The sequence below is a fragment of the Phycisphaerae bacterium genome (assembly GCA_035384605.1).
Classification (GTDB): Bacteria; Planctomycetota; Phycisphaerae; order UBA1845; family PWPN01; genus JAUCQB01.
The window spans coordinates 36,370-58,665 of record DAOOIV010000019.1; the positions used below are offsets into that span (position 1 = coordinate 36,370).

Sequence of the window (22,296 nt, forward strand, 5' to 3'; positions counted from 1 at the left end):
TTGGTGTCTCCTTATTGCAGCACCACGTCCACTGTCTGCGTCTTGCCGTCTCTGAGGAACGTTACTCTCACCGTGTCGCCGGCCTTGTGTTTCTCAATGACATTCAGTAGTCCGTCGATCGAATCGATGTTGCGGTCATCGACTTTCTGAATAACGTCTCCCGGCAGAATGTCACCTTCGGGAGTCTGGCGAACTCCTCGCAGCCCGGCGGCTGCGGCCCCGGAGCCTTCCTCGACGTCGGCGATCATGACACCCTTGACGCCGAGGCCGGCAAGCAGTTGGGCATTGAGCCGCTCGCTCAGGAGGCGGACGCCCATGCGTGGTCGAACGGTTTGCCCGTGAGCGATGAGCTGCGGAACGACTCGATTGACGGTATCGACCGGCACGGCGAAGCCAATGCCGGCGCTGGAGCCGGACGGGCTGTAAATCGCGGTATTCACTCCGATCAATCGGCCGGCGCTATCGAGCAAGGGGCCGCCCGAGTTGCCCGGATTAATCGCGGCGTCGGTCTGGATCACGTCGTCGATCGTCCGCTGGGTCATCGACTGGATTGTCCGGCCAAGAGCACTGACGACGCCGGTCGTGAGGGTATGATCGAGGCCAAAGGGGTTGCCGATGGCGAACACGGCCTGGCCGACCTGAAGATCGTGAGACGTTCCGAGGGGGATGGCCGCAAGCTTGCCGGGCGGGGCGTTGATCTTCAAGACTGCGAGGTCCTTGTCCGGCTCGGCGCCGACCACGGTCGCGTTGTAGCGGGACTGGTCGCTGAGCGTGACCCTGAGGGCGTTGGCGCCGTGGATGACGTGGTAGTTGGTAACGACATGACCGCTGCCGTCCCAGATGAATCCGGAACCGGCCCCTTGGGGAATCTCCATTACGTTCAGCCGCCAGCGGTCGCGCCGGAGGGCCACATTGGTGATGTTGACGACCGAGGGTGCGGCCTTCTCGAACAGCTCGATCGTCGTTTTCTCGGTCTCCATCAGATCACCGCGCGGGGTGATCGCCCGAGGCTCAGGTGGGGGACCGAAGTAGCCAAGAAATCGCAATAACACGACCCCGCAAAGGACTCCGAGCAACACGGCGATGACCATGCGTCCCAGGGACCTTTGTGGGCGGGAGGAGTAGGTCTGCAGCGGCGGGATGGTTTCATACATGGGTGATTTTCCTCGGTAGCCGGAAACCCTGCTATTGGGGCTGCCGGTGGGAGATTGTACCCACAGTTGGCGGCCGACCCAACGAAGCCTCCGGCCTTGCGATGCGGCCCGGCCAAGCTACCTTATCGGCGTGTCAAAGGAGCTCGAGACAAGACCAGAAGGCTCGTGGGAGCCGTCCTCGGCGTTGTGCGCCTCCTCGACCGGTTTGATCCTGATCGTCGGGGTAGCGCTTGTGGCGGCTATTATTGCCACCGAATCGATGGCCGCCCTCGCCATCGCAGCGCTTGACGGCGGCGGGACGGTCCTCGTTCTTGCAGCAGCCTCGCTAGCCGGCGGCTGGCTGGTCCATCTGGTCGGTCTGGGCCGGGCTCCTTGGCATGAAAGACTGATCATCGGGGCCGGGTTGGGCACAGGCGGCTTGTCGCTGATGGTGCTTGGGCTGGGATCGGCCGGATGGTTGAACCGGCCGGCGGCGTTGGCCCTGGCAGGCATACTGGCTGCGATCGGCATCGCGCGGCTGGCTCTGGACGTGCGAACGCTGCAGCAGGCAGGGCCGCAGCCGCGCGGGCAGGAATCCGGCCGGCTCAATTGGCTTTGGCTCATGGCGTGTCCCTTCCTGGCGATTGCGATTCTGGCCGCCTGCCTGCCGCCCGGCGTGCTTTGGGGAAGGCCCGGCACAGAGGAGGCTTACGGCTACGACGTGCTTGAATACCATCTGGCCGTTCCCAAGGCATTCTTTGAGCAGGGCCGTATCGGGTTTCTCGCGAACAACACATACAGCAACTTCCCGCTGAACAGCGAGATGCTGTCGCTTCTCATGATGGTTCTTCGGGGCGATGCCGTCGAGGCCGCATTCATGGCTCAGATGGTCAATGTCTTCTTTGCAGGTCTCTTTGCGGCTGCAGCGTGGCTGGTTGGAAAGGCCTTTTCCGACCGCTCGGGGCTTGTGACCGGAATTGCAGCTCTGACCGCTCCGTGGACGGCCTATCTGGCGGGAATCGCCTATGTGGAAGTCGGCATGCTGGCCATGGGCATGTGCGCCTTTGCCGTGGTCTTGCGTGCCGACGTTCGAGCCGAAGGGGCAAGCCGCCGAGGCCTGGCAGCGGGCCTTCTGGCAGGTTTGTCCGCCGGTTTCAAGTACACTGCCATACCGATGATCGCTGTTCCTGCTGCCATGCTGATCGTTTTTTGTCGCCGGTCACCGCAGAAACGTTTGCTTGGCATGGCGACCTTTGCGGCCGGTTTCCTCATAGCGTTTTCGCCTTGGATGTTGCGGAACCTGATGAATACCGGTAATCCGGTGTTTCCCATGGCTTATTCGGTCTTTGGGGCCAAGCCGGGGTTATGGGACACGGAGCTTGAGGCTCGTTGGCAGAAGGCCCATGGTTGGCAGGGCATTGCCGAAGCCGACAAGCCTCTGTTTGTGCGGCTTGTCGGTCGGACGATCGGGGATTACCGGATGGGCGGCATGGTGGTCGTTCTTGCGGTCGTGGGGGCGGTGGTGGCTCGCGATCGTTGGACGGTTGCTTTGTTGGTCATTCTGGTGTTGCAGGCCGTGTTCTGGACGTTCGCGACCCACCAGTACGCTCGCTTTGCCGTGGTCATGCTCCTGCCGCTGGCGACTCTTGCCGGCCGGGCATTTGGAGGCAGGGCCGGTGGCCGAGGATGGCTCCTGGGTCTTCTGATCGTCGGTACTGCCTGGAACCTTTACCGTCTCGCGGGGGTTTACTATGATCACACCCGCGTCCGGACGATGACCGGGGACGTCGGGCTTGATGCCTATGGTCACACGAATTGGTTCATGAGCGGGCAGTGGCCCGGCACCCGGACGCTGAAGCCGGTGAATGCCAGACCGCCCGGAACGGTGGTCATGCTGGTCGGCGAGGCCCGTTCGTACTACGTGGTGTCTCCGTGCGATTATGCGACGGTATTCAACCGCCACCCGTTGGCTGATGCCGTTCGCGATCGGCGTGATCCTCAGGAGATCATCCACTGGCTCAGAAATCGGGGCATCCGGTACATCCTGGCGGACTGGACGGAAATGGAGCGTCTGCGGAATACGTACGGATTTGATCCGGAGATTGATGCGGCATTGTTTGAGAAGCTGGAACCGGCGGGTCTCGAGCCGATCGAAGAGTTTCTGCTGCCCGAGACGGAGCGGGTCCATGCGACCTTGTATGAGGTGCCACTGCGATGAGTGACATCGTTAATGTTGGAATCTGCTGCGTGGATGCGATCGGCCAGACGATTGATGATTATCCCCCTCCGGGCGGCCTTCGCTTGTTTGACAGGCTGACCCTGACCACGGGTGGAAACGCCGTCAACTGCTCGATCGCCTTGGCCAAAATGGGTGTCGCCTGCGACGCGATCGTGAAGGTCGGCAACGACGCTCTGGGCGAGTTCGTCGTGGCCGAGTTGAAGAAGTACGGCGTGGGAACGAAGGGTGTCATCCATACCAGCGGTATCCACACACCGTTCACTTTCGCCTCCGTCTTCACAGGTGGGCAACGGAGTTTCTTCCACACCATGGGGGCGAACGGCACGCTGGCGTATGAGGACATCGATCTCGAGATTATTCGCGGAGCGAAGTTCTGCTTTGTCACCGGCACGATGGTGATGGCGACGTTCGACGGCGAGCAGACGGCGCGTCTGCTCAGGGACGCACAGGGATTCGGGGCCAAGACACTATTGGACACCGTCTATCTCGACAGCGCCCCCCGCGAGCAGTGGCACCGGAACATCTATCCGTCCCTCCCGGTACTCGACTACTTCATTCCCTCCCAGCCGGAAGCAAAGGCCATTACCGGTCTGAGCGACCCATCCGACATCGCCAAGGCTTTCCAGGATCGCGGCTGCAGGAACGTCGTTGTGAAGATGGATGAGAAAGGGGCATTCTGCCGCGACGCTTCCGGTGCCGAAGACCTCGTGCCGGCCTACAAAGTGGATAGGGTTGTTGACACCACGGGCGCGGGCGACAGTTGGTGTGCCGGTTTCATCTGCGGTTTGCACGAGAGCCTGAGTATGCCGGAGGCCGCCCTGCTGGGAAACGCCACCGCTGCTCACTGCATCCAGGCCCCCGGCGCGTCGACCGGCATTGTGGCGCTGGATCGGATCCGCGAGTTCCAGAGAGCCACGCCACTTAGAAAACCCTGATCAACGAGAAAGGCCCCGTGACCGGTCGTCACGGGGCCTTTGGTTTTGTCGATCAAGGTGCCTCAGAGCCGCAGATCCACTTCCACGATCGTCAGTCCATTGACGTCCTGGACACCCGCGATCCGCAGGAACATTCCGGTCTGAGGTATCAGATCAAACTGCACGTAAGCCGTCATGCCGTCATTGTCGAGCGAAACCGCATAGGGAAGGTAGAAGGGAGCCTGCGGATCGTTGGGATCAACGAGCAACATGTAGTTGAGAGGCGATTCCGTGCTGGTCTCGTCCATCGCTTCGCTGAATGTGACCTTGATCTGCCCAAGTTGCGCGCCCGGGCCTGCGTGCAAGGCCTCGGGCGGCGTGGTATCCTCAGGGTTCGGGTTGATCGCCAGTTGAGTTATCTGCGGCATACTGTTGCCGCTCATATCGGTGATCGAGCCGCCCACACTGACTTCGATCGTCGTATCGATGCTCATCGGCTTCTTGGTGAAGGTCAGGAACATGGTTCGGCCCGCGTATATCCCTCGCGGCAAATCATCGACGCCTGAGAGTCTCGCGCTTGTCGGGTTGACAAAGGTCCTCGAAATCATGTAATTGCGGGTCTCTTCAGCCGAGCGAGCATCGAGAACCTCTCCGGCAAAGGTGACGGTCAGACGATAACCGCCCTGGTCGAAGTTGGCGGCCCACGTTGCGACGGGGTTCGGCAACTCGATGGCGGCGACATCCTGCGGGTTTGCCCCGACGATCATCGAGGTACGCGACAACCATCCGTGCATGTCCGTCACACCGCCCATGGACTGGACGACGTTGAGTTGTGCCGTCCTGTTCAAGGGGCTGGGAGGCAACTGCCCCGGCACCGGGTTGCCAAAATCGGCGAACACCGTTTCCACGGTTATTCCACCCGGCATCAGCACGGCGCTGGTCGCTTTGAACCGATTGAAACCCGCAGCAGCCTCGTAATAGTCGGGGTTTCCTGCGGTGCCGGCGTTGAGGGCCTCGGTGAACGTTGCCAAGATGCGATAGTCGAGCGAGTCGACCGCCCAAACGGCCGATGCCAGTCGCGCCGCTTGCCGGTCAGTTTCGGGTCGTGCGCTCGGCGCCGCCGGCAAGGACACATCACCGTGGGAGCCGTCGTAGGCGTTGCCGTTGAGATCTTTCACCTCGCCGACGATGCTCAACTCAAGCAACGGAGTCAGTAACGAGTTGCCGAAGACCAGAACGATGGTCTTTCCGTCGGGCTGCATGATCGCCGCCGTCGGATTCAACCCATCAATCGTGTAAGCGGCCACATTGGTTGCGGACTCGGCATCCATGATTTCGTCAAAGGTGACGGCCACTTCATAGGGGCCCTTGTTGATTCCCCAGAACATGTCGCTGACGCCCGGAGGCATCATGTCATCGGGCGAGGGCTGGATCGGAAGCGACACCACGCTTGAGGTACGCCGCCCGTTGATGTCTCGGACGTTGCCCAGGATCTTCAGTTTTTCAGCCGACGTCAGGCCGCCGGGGATGTTCGCGAACGTCAGGATCACCTCGCGACCCCTCGGGCCGAGTACGACCGACGTCGGATGGACGCCGACCAGATAATAGTTGGTCGCGTCCATTGTCGAGGTTGCGTCCATGGTTTCAGAGAATACGACCGACACGACGTAGGTATCTCCGCGATATCCGTCGGGCGAAAGGATGTCACCCCACACCGGTCTGGCCGGCAGGCCGCTGTAGGGGGCCGCCACGAAGGGAGAGACGGTGTCCCCGGGATGAGCCCCGATCGCGCAGGTGACCTGGGCGAGTCTCTGCCCGGTGATGTCGGTGATCGAGTCGCCGACGGAGACATCAACCCTGGTCGTGCGGCTCATAGTGGTGCGGCTGTCGCCAAAATCGCCGAATGTCACCTTGGCGGTGCGCCCGGCGATTTCGTCGCCGACGGTTTGCGTGCTGAGGACAACCGATGTCGGACGAATGTTCGTGCCGCTGATCCGCCAGTTGTTCTTGTTTTCCACCGTCGTCTTATTCATTGATTCGTTGAACCGCGCCAGGAACTGATAACCGGTCGACTCGTCGCCCTTGAGCCATGTCAGGACAGGGACGCTTGGAATCGCGCCGGTGCTGGAAGCGGGCAGGATCGCCAAGTTGGACCGGGCGGCAAGATACCGGCCGTTGATGTCCTTGACCCTGTTGCCCAGGATCGAGAGCTTGCTGGTCGGCGCATAGGAGTTGTTCGCGCATTTGAGAGTGACGTGGCGGCCATTGTCGCCCAACTTCGCCGCCGAGGCGGCCAGGCCGTCGATAAGGTACGCCGTCGGATCCTCGACCGAGACGCGGTCCATTGCCTCGTTCAGATCGAGCACCACCTGATATCCGCCTGCCGAATAATCGACCACGAACTGGATCGAGTTGTCGACCACGACCGGTGGGTCAAGGTCGTTGCTGTTCGCCGAGATCGCCTGTTGATCGACAGGCTGCAATCTCTGTCCGTTGATGTCGCGGATGGTCAATAAGCCGACGCTGAGTTTGGCGGCCTGCGACAATGGTATTCCATAGAACACCAAGTTAACCGTCTTGCCGTCCAGGCCCATCTGAGCGTCGAAGGCGACGGCGGCGACACCGTTGTCATGGATCTCATAGCTCCGGGCGTTTTCGAGCGTCGACTGATCCATCGCCTCGTTGAAGATCAACTCGACCCCGTAACTGCCGTTGTAGTTCACGGCCCAGCGGATCAATGCGACCTTCGGCGCGGTTGTGTCTTCCGTGTTCGGCGCGGGCACGAGGCCTTTGACCTGCGGAATGCGGGTGCCGTTGCTGTCGAGGACACCGCTTCCGACACTGATATCGAACTCGGCCTTGGCTGTGAGTTTCACGTCCGCGAAAACCAGAACGACGGTGCGCATGTCCGAAGACAACACGGCGCTGACCGGGTGGGTTTCCGTCCCGCTGACGCAATAGTTCGTAAGTCGCTCTGCGGATGCCTTATCGACCGCTTTCGAGAACTCGGCCAGAAGCTGATAGCTCTCGCCCGCGAAGTTCGCCCCCCACCTCAGGCTGCTCAACGAGGTCATCGCGGAGACCGATACGACCATGGAGTCGCTTTCGCTGGCCCCGGTGCCGTCAGTAACGGTCAATGTGAACGTGAAATTCCCGGCCGACGTCGGCGTGAATGTCGGGGTCAACGTATTCGGTCCGATCAGGGAACCAGCGGGTGACCAGGAAATGGTGAAGGGCCCGGTGCCCCCGGTGAAAGACCCTTGGAGCAGCATTGACGCGCCGACCGTTCCCGTACGATCCGGGCCGGCGTCTACCACGAGGGGCTGCGGTTGCGAAGAGCCATCGGTGCCCGAGTCGCCGCCATCACCGCCGTCACCGCCGATGCCGTGGCCGGAATCTCCATCGCCGGCGCTGACGGTCACAATCAAGGCATCGCTGATCGAGCAGCCAGCCGCGTCGGTGACGGTCAGGGTAAACGGGAACTGCCCCGCCGTTGTCGCGGTGAAGGTTGGCCTGAGCGCGCTGGGATCGCTCAGACCGGTAGTCGGCGACCAGGCAAAGATGTAGGGGACGGTTCCCCCCGTGACCGAGGCCCCGAACTGTACGTTACCGCCTGCCGCGACGGCCAAGTCGTCTCCCGCATCGACGGTCAGCGGGTTGATCAGCGTCGGGCACCTGGGTTCCGCCATCTGGCCCGCGCCAAGCAATCCGAGCAACCACAGACCTTCACAACATCCCTGGCCCATAAGCAGGGGCGTGCCCAGGCAAAGAGCCCAGAAAACCAGAACGACTCGCTTCCCCACATGTTTTCTTGCCATGGAAATCATATCCTTCGATGCAATACGGAATGCCAACAACCCCTCCGACGACGGCCCAGCGCGTGCCGCTCAACACCACTGCTGATTATATCCTCCGGCATTCTACGAGGAGCCGGTTGTCTCGACAAACAAGCATCCTTTGCCCCCGATAACCGATCACGGACCCGCCCGGCGAACGTTCGGGCGGAGTTATCGGTGCCTCGCTCCCACGATCGGCCCGGGTCAAGCCCGGCTGTTACAGCGGACCCACGTCGGTTGCGCTGAGACGATTGCCGTTGACGTCCGCGATCGTATCCTGGGCACTGACGCGGAGATTCTTCCCGCTCACCGACTGGTCGAAGCTCAGGGTCACGGTCCGGCCATCGGTTTTGAGCAACGCCGTCGTCGGATACACATTGCCCGTCAGCACGTAGTTGTCCAGCATCTCGGCCGAGACGCGGTCCAAAGCCTCGCTGAACAGGATCTCGACCCCGGTTCCGCCCACGGCCGTCGCCGCCACCACCGTCGGGGAGGTTGTGTCGGCGCTGTTGCGCGTAATGTCCACAGTGGCTTGCCAGCCGAATACCCCGTTCACATCGAGGATCGAGTTACCGGTGCTGGCGTCCAGGGTATCGGTCGCTGCCAGGCTCCGGTACAAAACGGTCGGTGGGAAGGTCAAGACGACCGTCCGCCCGTCGGTTGGACTAAGTGCTGCCTCCGTCGGCTTCGAGAATGTTCCGGTGATCTGGTAGTTGGCACCGACCTGCGCTGTAAGAGCGTCAAGGACTTCCGAGAATACGACAATAACCTGATAACCTTGCTCCGCGGGGGCGTCGCCGTAATCTGCCGCCCACATGGCCCGCAGCGGTGTCGGCCCGAGAGTATCCAGCGGGTTGGCGGCGACGTTCCGCACCATGGTTGTGGACACGTTGCCGCTCATGTCCTGCAAGCCCGAAATGGCGATTCGCGAGTCACGGTTGAAAACCGCCGGCGTTGCCGGGTCGGGGAACAACGCGACAACCAGGGTCCCGCCATCGGTGATCATGGTCCACGCCGGGCCGATTCCGTCCAGGGTGAATGTTCCTGCATGATCGGCGTCGATGGCTTCACTGAACTCCACCAGCACCAGGTATCCCAAGTTGGAATCTACCATCCACGTGGCCGAAAGAAGTCGCGCGGCCGAAACGTCGTTTGCGTCGTCGGCGGGCGCAGCCGGCAGGACGATTCCGCCACCTGACCCGTCATAAGCGTTCCCATTGATGTCATGGATTTCGCCGTCCAGCGACAATACCGAGTCGGTCGCGAAAACCCCGTTTTCGAAGGTGAGAACGAGCGTTGTGGGCTCTGAGGGATTCAGCACGGCCTGCGTGGGTTTCCGATCGATGCCGCCGTAGTCGAGGAGAAGCCATTTGTCGACAACTTCCACCGAATCCCGGTCCATGACTTCGCTGAACTTGACCACGACCCGGTAGGGCCGACTGTCGGCCAGCCAGTATAGCGACTCGATCGTCGGGGGCGTCGTTTCACTGGCGGGCAAGATGGTCATCGGGGTCACGCTGGTGTTGGCGCGCCCGTTGATGTCCCTCAGGGTGCTGTACAGTCGCAGTTGGTCCGACTTGCCCAGCGGCGTCGTGAGTTTTGCGAAGGTCAGCACGACGGTCCGGCCGTCGAGATCCAATTGAATCGCCGTGGGTCGAACGCCGCCGAGCACATAGTTCTCGGAATTCAGCACGGAGAGGCTGTCCATGGTTTCGCTGAAAGCCAGAGACACGCTGTAGTGAGTCTTGCCGTACTCGCTCTTCAGGACGTCGCCCCAGATCGGCTTGGCTTCGGTCTGCCCCGGCAGAGGTACCAAGCGCGGACCCGTGACGTCATTCTCGTTGGCGACGACGGGGATGCTCACCTGCCCGATCGCCGTTCCGCTGATGTCCCGTATGGATGCTCCCACTGAGACGTCCAATTGCGTGCGTCGATTCAAGAGCCGCGCGCGTCTTGTTCGCTCCGTCTGGTCGGTCAGGCCGGGATCCCAGAAGGTGATCTTGGCGGTTTGCCCGGCAATGGTGCCGGCGGCCGCGTTTGTGGTCGAGTGCAAAACCACCGACTTCGGATTGAGGTCGGTACCCGTGATGCGCCAGTTCCTGACGTCTTCCACCGTTGCCCGGTCCATGATCAGGGGGAACTCGGCCCAGATTTCATAACCCGTGGTCTTATCGCCGGGCAGCCAGGTCAGCGTCGGGACGCCCCTTGGGGTCATGGGGTCGTCGGCGGAGAGGATGCTGAGATTGTTCTGAGCCGCGAGGGAGACGCCGTTAATGTCCTTCACTTTGTTTGCCGGAATGCTCAGTTTGCTGTTAGTGGTCGCGGCGAGACCTTCAAATGTCAGCACCACGCGGCGGCCGTCACTGCCCAATTCCGCCGTCGAGGCCGCGTGGCCGTCCAGCAGGTAGTTCGCGGCGGTCTCGCATGTCTTCCGATCCATGGGCTCGTCGAACGTGATCTCCACACGATAGCCCTCGCCGCTGCTGCTCAGGAATCGCACCGATTCCGCGACGATCTTGGGCGCGACCTTGTCGTCGGCGTTGGCAGCAACAGACTTGCTCGCATCGAGGACCAAGTCGAGCCCGTTCATGTCGCGCAAACGGGTCAACCCCACGTCGAGCTTGCTTTCCTGGGACAACGGCCCATCGGTGAAGATGAGCGTGGCAGTTCGACCGTCGTTGGCGAGTTCCACGATCGCCGGAGCGTATCGGTTGGTCCCTTCCTGGATGCGATAAGCGGCCGGATTCACGGCCGGCACGGGATCCATCGTCTCGCTGAAAACCACTTGCAGGATGTAGCTGTAAGAGACCTCGGTATGGACGCCGCTGTTTTCCCAGATCTTGTCTTCCGCGGCGGTCTCCGCGTCGCTTACGCTCGTGCCGGTGACCCATCGGCGACTGACGACGGTCGGGGCTTTCGTGTCGGCACTGTCGGCGGCAGCCGGCAGGCCCTTGATTTCCGATACCGCCACCCCGTCAGCCCCGAGAATGCCGTTGCTGACACTGATGTCGAAACGCGTGTTTCTGGCCAGCGTGGTGCTGTCGAACAGCAACGTCACCACCAAGCCATCGGAAGACAGGGTCGCACTGGTCGGCTTCACACTCACCTTGGCGACAATCTCACGGGGCGAGGCCGCGCGCGTATCATCCGCCTTGGGGGTCGTGCGGTAGTTGTTGACGTTCTCAGCGGTGGGTTTGTCCAACGGCTTGGTGAACGCAGCGATCAACTGGTAACCGCCATCGCTGAAGTTGGGGGCCCATTTGAGGCTTGCCAGAGTGGCATGATCCAGGGCGTTGACCTTCACGGTGCGGCTGCCGCCAAGCCCTTTGCGATCCGCGACCGTCAGAGTGAATTCGTATTCGCCCTCGGCCGGGGGGACGAATGTTGGTGAGAGGGTGTTGGCGTCGCTCAATGCCGAGGCCGGCGACCAGGAGGCGAGATAAGGTTCTTCTCCGCCTTCGACCGTGGCAGACAGGGTGATGGGGGAACCGACCGTGGCCTCACGATCTGGACCGGCGTAGATCTGCAAGGTAGCCGGTGTGCTGCTGCCCGAAGAGTCGTCCGGCGGCTGCAAGGCTTCGGGATCATTGTTCAGCGGTATCATCTCGAGATTGGGACAGCCCGGCCCCATCAGCATCGGGCACAACAGACTGATTACCGTCACAGCCAGGACCGTGCGGCTGAGCAAGCGTTGCATGAACATCTCAGGTGTCCTCAGGCAAAATGTGGACTATTTCGCGAAACCACCCCTCGCCGGTCAGACCATGCCATGGCCGACCTTGCCTCCTATACTGGTCATCCTACAAAGACCACAGTGTCTGAGCAACCGGAAGTTGTTGCCAGTGTTGGCATTGGCGATTTTGCCGGCATCCCGCAAGCGCTTATAGGACCAAATCTTAGGACTTGGTCTGGCGATTTGCCTGCCGCTGGTGCTTGTTGGCCTATCAAGAGCAAGCGGGTTACCAGGGAAGGGGTATGCCGCTCCAATAGTTGTGATGGCGTTGCAAAGGCTGATTCTGTTTCCGGGTATGGCTTGTGACGAACGTCTTTTCTCCCCCCAGAGCAGCTTTGGTGTCCGCTTCGAGTGTCCAAGGCTGCCCGTCCCGCGAGATGGCGAGGATCTGCCGTCTTACGCGGCCCGGGTGGTGTCCGATTTGGGGCTTGGGCGGACTCCCTGCGTTCTGGGCGGGGTTTCTTTCGGGGGCATGCTGGCTTGCGAGGTGGCTGCCCGGTGCAACTGCAAGCGTGTCATCCTCATTGCCAGTTGCCGCAGTTCGGCTGCTATTCCAAAGCGGAATTGGCTGATCTTTCACCCCGCCAAGCTGGTACCCGATACGGTCATCCGTGGCATCTCCGGACCGGTAAGCCGAGTGGTTGCCCGAATGGAAGGGATTGGCCACGAACACCATCGGCTGCTTCTGGACATGTGCCGGGACGTGCCGATTGTCCAACTCCGACGGCAGGCTGCCATGATCTTGGGTTGGAGGAACCCCTCCCGGCTCGACTGCCCGGTGCATCAGATTCACGGCCGACGCGACCACATGATCCCGCTTGGCGGTGTGCAGGCCGAGCAGTCGATTGCCGACGGAGGGCATTTCATCAATTTGACGCACCCCGCCGCAGTCGCTCGCTTCATCGCACAGCATTCAGCACAATGAAGCCTTTACTACGAATAGATCATGAAAACAATATTAATCATGTGAATTCCTTCGGCAGTTCATATCCCTTGCGCCTCGGGCGTGAGAGTTCCCTGTTGGCCTCATCGTCGCCGACGAACCTCTCGGCGTTCGGATCCCACTTGAGCTTGCGGTTCATGTCCCGGCAGATGTTCACCAGATAGCACAGAGTGGTGGCCCGCTGAGCGGCCTCGACGTGGGCGGCCGGCTGCTTGCGGCTTCGGCAGCAGTCGAAGAAGTCCTTGATATGCCAGACCACCTCGCCGTTAGTGGCCGCCGGGTAACCCGGCGGGGCATCCTTGATCAGTTCGGGATGATCGCAGACCAGGCTTCCGCGGCGGATCTCCAGTGTGGCCTTCTCGCCGACGAAGATCGCCCCGAGGTCGTGGTACACGTTGTTGCCCTTATCGTCCTTCAACCGCAGCGGATTGTGGCATTTCAAGAGTGTGCCATTGGCGTATTTCATCGTGACCTTGACGTTGCCCGCCGCGTCGGCGCCCTCCGGCCAGATTTCGATCGGACCGGTGTCGTCGGCGCCCATTCCGCATTGGGCTTGGTCGAAGGCGTGGGTGCCCCAGCCGGTGACGCCCCAGGACTTGCCGCCGCCGTCGTAGTCCCACCACTTGGCCCAGCCGTAATGCAGCTCCTTGTGGTAGGGCCGCAACTCGGTCTGGTTGCACCACAGGTCCCAGTCAAGGCCTTGCGGGATCTCCTCGGCGGGTAGTGGTTTCCAGCGATCCGGCCCAATGAAGTTGGGGGCTTGCACCTCCTTGAGCTTGCCGATTCCGCCGTCGCGAATCAGTTTGCTGGCCCAGGCGTTGATCGGAATGGTTCGCTGTTGCGTGCCGACCTGGAGTACTTTTTTGTACTTCTTGACCGCCTTGACCAGCGAGCGGCCCTCGGCGATCGTCAGGGCAAAAGGTTTCTCCGCGTAGACGTCGCACCCGGCCTCCATTGCGGTGATGCAGGCCAGCACCCGCGCATGTGTGGTGGTGGGGACAAAAACCGCATCGAGCTTTTCCTTCTCGAGCATCTTGCGGTAGTCCTGGTATCTGACCCACTTATCAGCGTCGGGGGTGGCCTTGGCCCGCTCGTCGATGCGGGTCAGGAAACAGTCGGCGACGGCCACGATGTCGGCATGGTCGGAGAGCCGTTCCGTATTCATGAGAGCGTGGGCCCGGCCGCCGCAGCCGATGAAGCCGACCTTGAATCGGTCGTTTGCACCCGGCCTGCCGGGTGCCGCCAGAACGTGCCTGGGCACGAAATACGGAAACGAGACGCCGGCCGCCGCAGCGGCCGCAGACTTGCGGAGGAAATCACGACGCTTCATGGGTGTTCCTTTCTATGAGGATGCCTGCAAGGTCATGTTCTATGGCATGTCTGGGCTTCGAGCTTGTCAGACCGAGCCAAGACCGGCAGGTCTCCGCCACCTTCGGTGGCTCCGACCATGCCCTACCGTTTTCACGCACATTCTTAGCGTATCGGAAAGGCCTCCAGGCGTCCAACCGTGTCAGTCGGCCGATCCGAAATGCCGGCTGGTGTGTCAACAATCGATCTGGGGTAAGATGGACCCCGGCGCGGCATGACGCAACGCTGTGGCATTTCGAAGTGACGGTTCGCGATCAATTAGGAGGCACCCGCAATGCAATTCGATTCACACGACATCAATCGTGATTCAGGCAGTAAGGGCGGCGCTTGCTGCGGTCATCCGGATGAGCGCGCGGCCGGGATCAGTCGTCGGAGTCTGCTGGGCGGCATCGGCGGGGCGGCGGCGGTGGGCGGGCTGGCGATGCTTGCTGCCTCGCGAGCCCAGGCGGCCGAGGCAGGCCAATCGGCCGGCTCCGGCTTGCCGATGGGGGCTCCGCTCAAGGTCAAGCCTGCGTTGATGTACAGCATCCCGCAGCGGCGCGAGAAGACCAGTTGGCGGCCGTACGGCGGCATCCTCACCGAAGAGGATCTGGCCGCGGAGGTTGCCCGCGTCGAGCAGGATCTCGCAAAGTTGTCGTCACAAGCGGAGTTCAGGCTGGAGATGCAGCCGCCGGCGATGGTTGCCGGCCCTGACCAAGCCAAGAGCGTTGCGAGCAGTGATGCCGACGCGATCGTTCTCTTCGCCGCAGGCGGCGACCAGGCATGGCTGGAGACGATTGCCGCCTCAGGCAAACCGGTCGTCATGTTCGTGCGGCACAAATCCGGCCCCGTTTACCTGTATTACGAGATCGTTCATTGGCGATGGCTCCGCAAGAATGAGGATCTGATCAAAGAGACGCGAATCGGGGTCGATGACATCGTGGTTGATGACGCGGGCGAGATCCTGTGGCGGTTGCGGGCCTTGCACGGCCTAAAGAACGCCAAAGGCACCAGGTGCGTGGCCATTGGAGGCCTGCGGGCGTACAGCGTCCCGGGCCAACAGAAAGGACCGGACCATGTCAAGCAGGTCTGGGGCTACGAGCTGATCACCGTGCCGGACGAGGACGTTGCCGAGCAGCTTGCCAAAGCCCGCAAGGACGAGTCGGCGATGAAGGAAATCCGACGACAAGCGGACGAGTTCCTGGCACAGCCCAATGTGGATTCGAGTATCGAAAAGCGATTCGTCGAGAACTCATTCCTTGCCTTGCGCATCTTCAAGGAGATCATGAAGGCCAACGGCGCCGCCAACCTCGGTGTTGCTCACTGCATGGGATCGCTGATCGGCCTGCTCGACACCGCGCCGTGTCTGGTGCTAAGTATGCTGAATGATGAGGGATTCACCGCCTTCTGCCACACCGATTACACGCACACGGCTCCGGGGGTGCTGATGCGCTGGATCTCGGGCAAGCCGTCGTTCGTCTGTAATACGCATTTTCCGCACGACGGCGTCATTACCCTGGCCCACTGCGCCGCCCCGCGGCGAATGAACGGCCGGGACTACGCCCCGACGAAGATCATGACCCATTTTGAGTCGGACTACGGCACCGCCACCAAGGTGGAATACGATAAGGGCCAGGTCGTCACCGTCATCATTCCGAATCTGAACTGCACCAAGTGGTTCGGCTTCCGCGGCAGGATCGTCGACAGCCCGCACTACGACATGTGCCGCTCGCAGATGGACGTAGCCATCGACGGCGACTGGCGGCGTATGGCCCGGGAGATGCAGGGCTTCCACGCCGTCGTCACCTACGGCGACTACCTGCGCGAGGTCGGCTACGTTCTCGGCAAGGTCGGGATCGAGTGGCAGGACTTCAGCGAGAAGGCCTGATTGCCCTTGACGAGGGGTGGGGCTCGTCCCCACGGTCTTCATCATCCGCTCGGCCCGGAATTCGTTCCGGGCCGCGGGTCTTGGCAGAATCCGTTCCGCATTCGACGATAATGATGATAGGAATCCTCAACCCGCAACGCGCCAGAAGACATTGTGTTGTTAGTGAGTACCCGGAAGAGCTCAACGTTTGTTTGATGAGCAGGTGTGCGGACAAGGCGGATGATTGAATGTTGACCATTGACGGTTCATTCGGTGAAGGCGGCGGGCAGATACTGCGGTCGTCGCTGGCGTTGGCTATGGTAACGGGGCGGGCGTTTCGGATCGAAAAGATCCGGGCGGGGCGCAAGAAGCCGGGGCTGATGCGCCAGCACCTGACCGCGGTGCAGGCGGCGGCACAGATTTCGCAAGCCGACGTGCGTGGGGCGGATATCGGCTCGAAGGTCGTCGAGTTTCATCCCAAGCAGGTTCAACCGGGCGAATACTCCTTCAGCATCGGTACGGCCGGCAGTACGACGCTGGTTCTGCAAACGGTCCTGCCCGCCCTGCTCACGGCCTCCGGCCCGTCGCGGCTGACTTTCGAGGGTGGCACGCACAACCCGTTTGCCCCGCCGTTCGATTTCCTGGCCAAGGCGTTCATCCCGCTGGTCAACCGGATGGGACCGACGGTATCGGCGGAGCTGGAGCGTCCCGGCTTCTACCCGGCCGGCGGCGGGAAGTTCACGATCTCCATCGAACCTGCCAGGGAGCTGAAGGGCTTTGAGCTTACGGAACGCGGCGAGATCATCCGCCGGTGTGGCCGTGCCGTCGTGTCCAACCTGCCCGGCCACATAGCTGAGCGCGAGATCAACGTCTTACGTAAGGGGACGAATTGGGGCGAGTCGTGCTATAGCGTCGAGAACGTTGCACACCCCCGTGGCCCCGGCAACGTCGTCATCATCGAGGTTGAGGCCGAGAACGTGGCCGAGGTGTTTACCGGCTTTGGAGCACTGGGACGGGCAGCCGAAGCCGTCGCCACGCATGCGCTGCAGGCATATCAGCGTTGGCTGAAGGCAGATGTCCCGGTAGGCGAATACCTGGCCGACCAGATCATGCTCCCGTTGGCCATCGCCGGCCGTGGCCGCTACCGAACCACGCCGTTGACCCTCCATTCGACGACACACATGGACCTCATTCAAAAGTTCCTCGATATCGAGGTGGCTGTCGATCATCTCGATCGCAACCGCTGCGAAGTGCGGATCGGATGAGCGTATTCGACCCTTGCCTGCTTGGCGACGCGCGGCGGCAGAGCGGCCTTCTGCAACCCGGCGGCCGCGGTCGAGTATTCCCGGACTCTTCTTGAAGACCGAATGAGGCATCAGAACATGCGATCGGTATTGCGTCCGCCTTGGAACCTTACGGCCAGAGATCTGTGCGGCTTGCGCGCATGTTTCCGGATCGCGGTGCGCTTGGGTTACGGCCCGCAAAAAGGCGATCCGCCTTGGACCTGTTGCTTGACCACCGCTCTCGTTCCGCGTACCTTGGTCTTGGGGCACGCTGACCGGGGAGATACGACCATGAGACTGCCCGAACTTGAATCGCCGGAGAAGTACCGGGGGCTGTACGTGTTTGATTTTGGCGATCAGGTGGCCGTCGGATACACGGCCGATGAGATCGCCGTCCTACTGGAGTCGCAGCGGTATGCCGACGGCAAGGTATACCGCATTCACCGGGCCATGCCGGACGGCACGATGGAACTGCAGGGCGTGTCGCGGGAGACGTTTCTGAAGGAAGACGGTTTGTTCTTCTATCGTGACGAGCCGGGCCTGGCCGAGGAGGACTTCCAGACCCTGGTTCGTGAGGCGGCCGGCACTCCGCCGCCGTGCCGGATGAAGGTTCATTTAGCCAGGATTTCCGGTTCCAGATACGAGCTGTGCACGGTCGCGATTTTTCCGGCCGAGTACACGCACGACGTGTCCGATTGGCTGAATCGGATCGGTTACGAAGGCGGCGACCTGGTCGAGGGCGGCCCGAGCCAGGTGAGCGACTATTACGCGGCCGGAGCAACGGTCATCAAGCGGCAGCAGTTGTGGCCGATGCCGAGCCAATCGCGCTCAGCCGACGAAGTGCTGGCGACGACGCACCTGGCCGTGCAACGGAAGATGGCTTGAAGAAGCTATTAGCTCTTAGCCGTCAGCCCTGACGGCCCGTCGCTCTAGCGGCGGGGCTGCGAATTGTTGACAAGAACGCAGCCTCCAGGGCGATGGGCTACGTGGGAGATCATGTTTGGGGACCACCCCTACAGAGCAGCGACAATGAACGCGGCGGGGCGAAAGTGGTATTCGTTCGTGGCAGACCTGGCGATCCGGCTCCACGTATGGCGTCCGGGGTCCGAGGAGATCAGTGAACGATCGCGGCGGCTGTCCTTCGAAACGAACGTGTCCCGGTTTCCGTTGCGACTCACGGAGTTCCTGAGGGATCGGCTGCGGTTGAGGTGGCTGAGGGTGAAGAAGTAGTTGTCAGTTCTCAGTCGTCGGTTTTCAGTGGCGTGGGCCTTGCCTGCCGTTTTTGGGCGAGCAAAGACGAGGTTTGATGGTAATGGGCAAGACATACGGATTCGGTGTGGTTGGGGCCGGCATGATCGGCAAGTTTCACGCCGAGGCGATTAAGGGTCTGCCGAACGCGAGACTGCTGGCTATTTGTGATCAGGTTGCGTCGGCGGCCGAGACCTTGGCCGGCAAGTTTGGGTGTGGGGCCGAGACCAGCTTGGAGAAGCTGCTGTCCCGCGATGACATCGACGTGATCACGGTGGCGACGCCGAGCGGGCTGCACGGTGAGGTGGCCATCGCGGCTGCCAGGCACGGCAAGCACTGCGTGGTCGAAAAGCCCATCGAGATCACACTGGAAAAGATCGACCGGATCCTGGAGGCCCACGACAAAGCCGGCACCACCGTCGGGGGCATCTTCAACATGCGTCATGAGGAGACGGCCAAGTTGTTCAAGAAGGCCGTCGATGCCGGTCGCTTCGGACGGATGACCTTCGGCATGGCCTATGGTCCCTGGTGGCGCGAGCAATCTTACTACGACAACGGCGGGTGGCGCGGTACTTGGGCACTTGACGGCGGCGGGGCCTTGATGAATCAGGGCATTCACACCATCGACACGCTTCAATGGCTGATGGGGCCGGTCAAGGCGGTGACCGCTTTTTGCCGGACGCTGGCCCACGAGCGGATCGAGGTTGAGGATACCGGCGTGGCGGCGATCGAGTTCGCCAACGGGGCGATTGGTACCATCGCCTGCGCGACCAGCATGTGGCCGGGGCACTTCCGAATCATCGAGGTAGCCGGCGATCGCGGAACCGCGGCCATGGCCGACAACAAGTTTTTCTTCTGGCAATTCGCCCAGGAGACGCCCGAGGACGCGCGGATCCGCGAGAAGTATCTTCAGTTCCCAGGCGTTTCGGTCGGGGCGGCCAATCCGTCTGCAGGGATGACCGCGGACAATCACCGCGCCAACTTCGCCGAGTTCCTCGCTGCCCTCGATGCGGGCAAGGAGCCGCCGATTTCCGGCCGCGAGGCTCGCAAAGCGGTGGAGATCATCCTGGCGATCTACGAGTCGTCCCGGAGCGGCAGAACGGTCTCGCTTTGATCCGGCCGACGGTTGCCGCCGGCAGCCTGGCCGCCGGTGATTGGGTTGTCCAGCCTGAGTATCGCCCGACAGTTTATCCGCCGCACCTCGTTCCAGATATGTCTGGTCAGGCAGAGACGAAGCAGACGCCATGGATTGCGAAGTCCTTCACAACAGCCCGTTTCTCCGTGCCTGTCGCCGCGAGAAGGCGGATTACACTCCGATCTGGCTGATGCGTCAGGCAGGGCGATACCAGCGTCAGTACCGCGAGATTCGCGAGAAGGTCTCGTTTCTGGAGTTGTGCAAGACGCCGGGACTGGCCGCCCAGGTTACCGTGATGGCCGTCGAGCAGCTCGGTGTTGATGCGGCGATCATCTTTGCCGACATCCTGCTGATCGTCGAGCCGATGGGCGTGGGGCTGTCGTTCAACAAGGGCGAAGGGCCCTCGATCGCCAGGCCGGTGCGAAGCGGCGTCGACGTGAATCAGCTTAGAGAGGTCGATGTCGACGATTCGCTTTCCTTTGTTTTCGAGGCCATTCGGATTGCCCGCCGCGAGCTGGCGCCCGGCATTCCGCTCATCGGCTTCTGCGGCGCACCGTTCACCGTGGCCAGCTACATGATCGAGGGCGGGGCCAGTCGCGAGTTTACCCGGACGCGGTCGCTGATGCACGACGACCCGGGTGCGTGGAATGCACTGCTCGAGCGGATCGTCCGGGCGTCGGCCGATTATGTGAACGGTCAGATCGCGGCCGGCGCACAGGCCGTGCAGGTTTTCGACAGTTGGGTCGGCTGCCTCGACGAGCAGGAGTATCGCCGCTTCGTGCTGCCGCACACGCAGTCGCTAATCCGGGCCGTCAGTGCGGGCACGCCCGTGATTCACTTCGGCGTCAATACCGGTTCCATGCTCAAGGCGATCCGTGAGGCCGGCGGCGACGTGATCGGTCTGGACTGGCGGGTGAACCTGGCCGAGGCCTGGAAAACGATCGGGTACGACGTCGGCGTCCAGGGCAATCTGAATCCGAACGTGTTATTAACCTCTGCTGACGAGATACGCCGCCAGGCCAAGATCATCCTGGATCAGGCCGCCGGGCGGCCGGGACATATCTTCAATCTCGGCCACGGCGTGTTGCCGAACACCCCTGTGGAAAACGCCAGAGCCCTGGTAGATGCGGTTCATGAGTACTCCAGGGGTTTCTGACGGATCTGCCGGGCGCCTTGTTTACCCCATGGCCGGCCGGCATCTGGGGAAAGGGCCGACGGACACGACGAGTAAACCCGGTTGTTCTGATAACGTTTCTCGGGTACGATATGGGCATCAGTTCGAAGCGAGACAGATGCGTTGCCGGCATCTCGGTGCGGCTCGCCGAGCGGGAGATTCAATTCGTGGCGATCCCGCGCCCGACGAGGCAGGAGCGAGGCAGGTATGGCTGATCTTGTTCAACGCAGGACGGGGGCACGAGGTAGGCAAGCCAGTTGGGGTCGATCCGCCTTCACGCTGATTGAAGTCCTAGTGGTGGTGGCGATCATCGCGCTGCTGGTGGCGATCCTCTTGCCATCGCTATCAAAGGCCCGCGAGCAATCGCGACGAGCGGTGTGCGCCGCTCAACAGCGGGAGTTCGCCAAGGGAACTTTGATGTATCTGCTTGACAGCAGGGATGTGCTGCCCGGCCCGATTCATGGGGCCATGGAGCTTGAAACGGCCGGGAAGGTTGCTTCCAAGGATTACGAGGAATGGCATCTTCCCCACTTCATTCGGAGATACTTTCATGATCGCGGACGGCAGGGTCGCCTGACCGACGAGGTTGCCAGTTGCCCGACGGCCTACACGCTCACGGCGGCCAGCTACCAGAAGGCGTTCGCGGAAGCCGATTTCCGGCGTCCGTTCACCTACGCTCTGAACAACTGGAACCGGAATCACAGCACGCAGGTGGAATACGGCACCAATCCGCCTTGGTATTTCGGGTACCCAGACCACTACTGGAATAACACGAAACCGCCTTTCACGCCTTTGGCGTCGCCGACGGTGCTGACGAAGGATGCGGCACCCAAGAAGATTTCGCTCATTCGACAGCCGGCCAGAGAGTGGGCTTTCGGTGATGCTTTTCGTTGGGACCCTCAAGCCCCGCTCGAGCTGGCCAGGACGCTGAAGCCCGGACAGTGGAAGAAGGGCACTTATCAGCTCGACTTTGTACATGAGAATGGCTTGACGCTTATTCCCAAGGGGCCTTGCCATTCGGGCGGAATCAACGTCACCATGTTCGACGGACACGTCGAATGGCAGCGTCCCTGGTTTGGCACGCTGAATCCGCAGAAATAGGCTTGTGGCTCGGGCGAAAAGCGGCGTCTCTGACACTCGGTCGGCGTACACCCGCACATGCAAAGCAGAATCCCCAAGGCGGCCTTCGGCCGCAACCTGAACGGGACAGGTGAATTACGCGTGCAAGTCTTTGGTGCTGAACGAGTTCTGCACTTCTGCAGAAACATGCACGCAAAACGAAGAGAGTCATTCCGCCGCGAGGATGGCCCCATGGCAAGCGAGGTTGGTCTGGTCGCCGGCGGAAAAGCTTCGTTGAAACGCACACCAGTCGCGACGGAAGAGACCAACGAACCGGCGACGGTTCTCATCGTCGCGAACTCCTGTTCTGCGCTCATTGTCCCGG

At 61.6% G+C, this 22,296-nt stretch carries 13 protein-coding genes; 9 read left to right on the top strand and 4 right to left on the bottom strand.

Annotation, left to right across the window (positions count from 1 at the left end):
- Window positions 1-11: 11 nt before the first annotated feature.
- Window positions 12-1,091, bottom strand: a complete 1,080-nt coding sequence (locus PLL20_06910; GenBank protein HPD29707.1) for a trypsin-like peptidase domain-containing protein — start codon at window positions 1,089-1,091, stop codon at window positions 12-14.
- Between the two features lie 247 nt (window positions 1,092-1,338).
- On the opposite strand from PLL20_06910, the gene PLL20_06915 reads away from it, so the two are divergent.
- Both PLL20_06915 and PLL20_06920 read left to right on the top strand, forming a co-directional pair.
- Window positions 1,339-3,351 (top strand): hypothetical protein, encoded by a 2,013-nt coding sequence (locus PLL20_06915; GenBank protein HPD29708.1) that lies wholly within the window; start codon window positions 1,339-1,341, stop codon window positions 3,349-3,351.
- Window positions 3,348-4,307 carry a carbohydrate kinase family protein gene (locus PLL20_06920; GenBank protein ID HPD29709.1) on the top strand — a complete coding sequence of 320 codons (960 nt, stop codon included), beginning with the start codon at window positions 3,348-3,350 and terminating at the stop codon, window positions 4,305-4,307. The genes PLL20_06915 and PLL20_06920 overlap by 4 nt, the downstream gene beginning before the upstream one ends.
- A 62-nt stretch (window positions 4,308-4,369) precedes the next feature.
- On the opposite strand, the gene PLL20_06925 is transcribed toward PLL20_06920, so the two are convergent.
- Both PLL20_06925 and PLL20_06930 read right to left on the bottom strand, forming a co-directional pair.
- Entirely contained in the window at window positions 4,370-8,104 is a 3,735-nt protein-coding gene (locus PLL20_06925; GenBank protein HPD29710.1) for a hypothetical protein, read from the bottom strand.
- 235 nt (window positions 8,105-8,339) lie between these two features.
- A complete protein-coding gene (locus PLL20_06930; GenBank protein HPD29711.1) occupies window positions 8,340-11,825 on the bottom strand; it encodes an Ig-like domain-containing protein in 3,486 nt (1,161 codons plus the stop codon).
- Window positions 11,826-12,117: 292 nt separating this feature from the next.
- Between PLL20_06930 and PLL20_06935 the strand changes: the two genes are divergently transcribed.
- Window positions 12,118-12,780 carry an alpha/beta hydrolase gene (locus tag PLL20_06935; protein HPD29712.1) on the top strand — a complete coding sequence of 221 codons (663 nt, stop codon included), beginning with the start codon at window positions 12,118-12,120 and terminating at the stop codon, window positions 12,778-12,780.
- A gap of 37 nt (window positions 12,781-12,817) precedes the next feature.
- On the opposite strand, the gene PLL20_06940 is transcribed toward PLL20_06935, so the two are convergent.
- Window positions 12,818-14,128 carry a Gfo/Idh/MocA family oxidoreductase gene (locus PLL20_06940; GenBank protein ID HPD29713.1) on the bottom strand — a complete coding sequence of 437 codons (1,311 nt, stop codon included), beginning with the start codon at window positions 14,126-14,128 and terminating at the stop codon, window positions 12,818-12,820.
- A 312-nt stretch (window positions 14,129-14,440) separates the two neighbouring features.
- Here PLL20_06940 and PLL20_06945 point away from each other — a divergent pair, with 312 nt between their 5' ends.
- From PLL20_06945 to PLL20_06970, 6 genes are all read left to right on the top strand, one after another.
- Complete coding sequence (locus PLL20_06945) at window positions 14,441-16,033, top strand: sugar isomerase (protein HPD29714.1); 1,593 nt, start codon at window positions 14,441-14,443, stop codon at window positions 16,031-16,033.
- Window positions 16,034-16,260: 227 nt separating this feature from the next.
- Window positions 16,261-17,277 carry an RNA 3'-terminal phosphate cyclase gene (gene rtcA, locus PLL20_06950; protein HPD29715.1) on the top strand — a complete coding sequence of 339 codons (1,017 nt, stop codon included), beginning with the start codon at window positions 16,261-16,263 and terminating at the stop codon, window positions 17,275-17,277.
- A 309-nt stretch (window positions 17,278-17,586) separates the two neighbouring features.
- Complete coding sequence (locus PLL20_06955) at window positions 17,587-18,180, top strand: hypothetical protein (GenBank protein HPD29716.1); 594 nt, start codon at window positions 17,587-17,589, stop codon at window positions 18,178-18,180.
- Window positions 18,181-18,607: 427 nt separating this feature from the next.
- Window positions 18,608-19,657 (top strand): Gfo/Idh/MocA family oxidoreductase, encoded by a 1,050-nt coding sequence (locus PLL20_06960; protein HPD29717.1) that lies wholly within the window; start codon window positions 18,608-18,610, stop codon window positions 19,655-19,657.
- A 130-nt stretch (window positions 19,658-19,787) separates the two neighbouring features.
- Window positions 19,788-20,834, top strand: a complete 1,047-nt coding sequence (gene hemE / locus PLL20_06965) for a uroporphyrinogen decarboxylase (protein ID HPD29718.1) — start codon at window positions 19,788-19,790, stop codon at window positions 20,832-20,834.
- Between the two features lie 225 nt (window positions 20,835-21,059).
- On the top strand, window positions 21,060-21,953 hold the full coding sequence (locus PLL20_06970; GenBank protein ID HPD29719.1) for a prepilin-type N-terminal cleavage/methylation domain-containing protein: 894 nt from the start codon (window positions 21,060-21,062) through the stop codon (window positions 21,951-21,953).
- Window positions 21,954-22,296: the final 343 nt, after the last annotated feature.

Coding starts and splice junctions, on each gene's coding strand:
- PLL20_06910 (HPD29707.1), bottom strand. CDS start 1,091: ATGGTCATCGCCGTGTTGCTCGGAGTCCTTTGCGGGGTCGTGTTATTG.
- PLL20_06920 (HPD29709.1), top strand. CDS start 3,348: ATGAGTGACATCGTTAATGTTGGAATCTGCTGCGTGGATGCGATCGGC.
- PLL20_06925 (HPD29710.1), bottom strand. CDS start 8,104: ATGGCAAGAAAACATGTGGGGAAGCGAGTCGTTCTGGTTTTCTGGGCT.
- PLL20_06930 (HPD29711.1), bottom strand. CDS start 11,825: ATGTTCATGCAACGCTTGCTCAGCCGCACGGTCCTGGCTGTGACGGTA.
- PLL20_06935 (HPD29712.1), top strand. CDS start 12,118: ATGGCGTTGCAAAGGCTGATTCTGTTTCCGGGTATGGCTTGTGACGAA.
- PLL20_06940 (HPD29713.1), bottom strand. CDS start 14,128: ATGAAGCGTCGTGATTTCCTCCGCAAGTCTGCGGCCGCTGCGGCGGCC.
- PLL20_06945 (HPD29714.1), top strand. CDS start 14,441: ATGCAATTCGATTCACACGACATCAATCGTGATTCAGGCAGTAAGGGC.
- rtcA (HPD29715.1), top strand. CDS start 16,261: ATGTTGACCATTGACGGTTCATTCGGTGAAGGCGGCGGGCAGATACTG.
- PLL20_06955 (HPD29716.1), top strand. CDS start 17,587: ATGAGACTGCCCGAACTTGAATCGCCGGAGAAGTACCGGGGGCTGTAC.
- PLL20_06960 (HPD29717.1), top strand. CDS start 18,608: ATGGGCAAGACATACGGATTCGGTGTGGTTGGGGCCGGCATGATCGGC.
- hemE (HPD29718.1), top strand. CDS start 19,788: ATGGATTGCGAAGTCCTTCACAACAGCCCGTTTCTCCGTGCCTGTCGC.
- PLL20_06970 (HPD29719.1), top strand. CDS start 21,060: ATGGCTGATCTTGTTCAACGCAGGACGGGGGCACGAGGTAGGCAAGCC.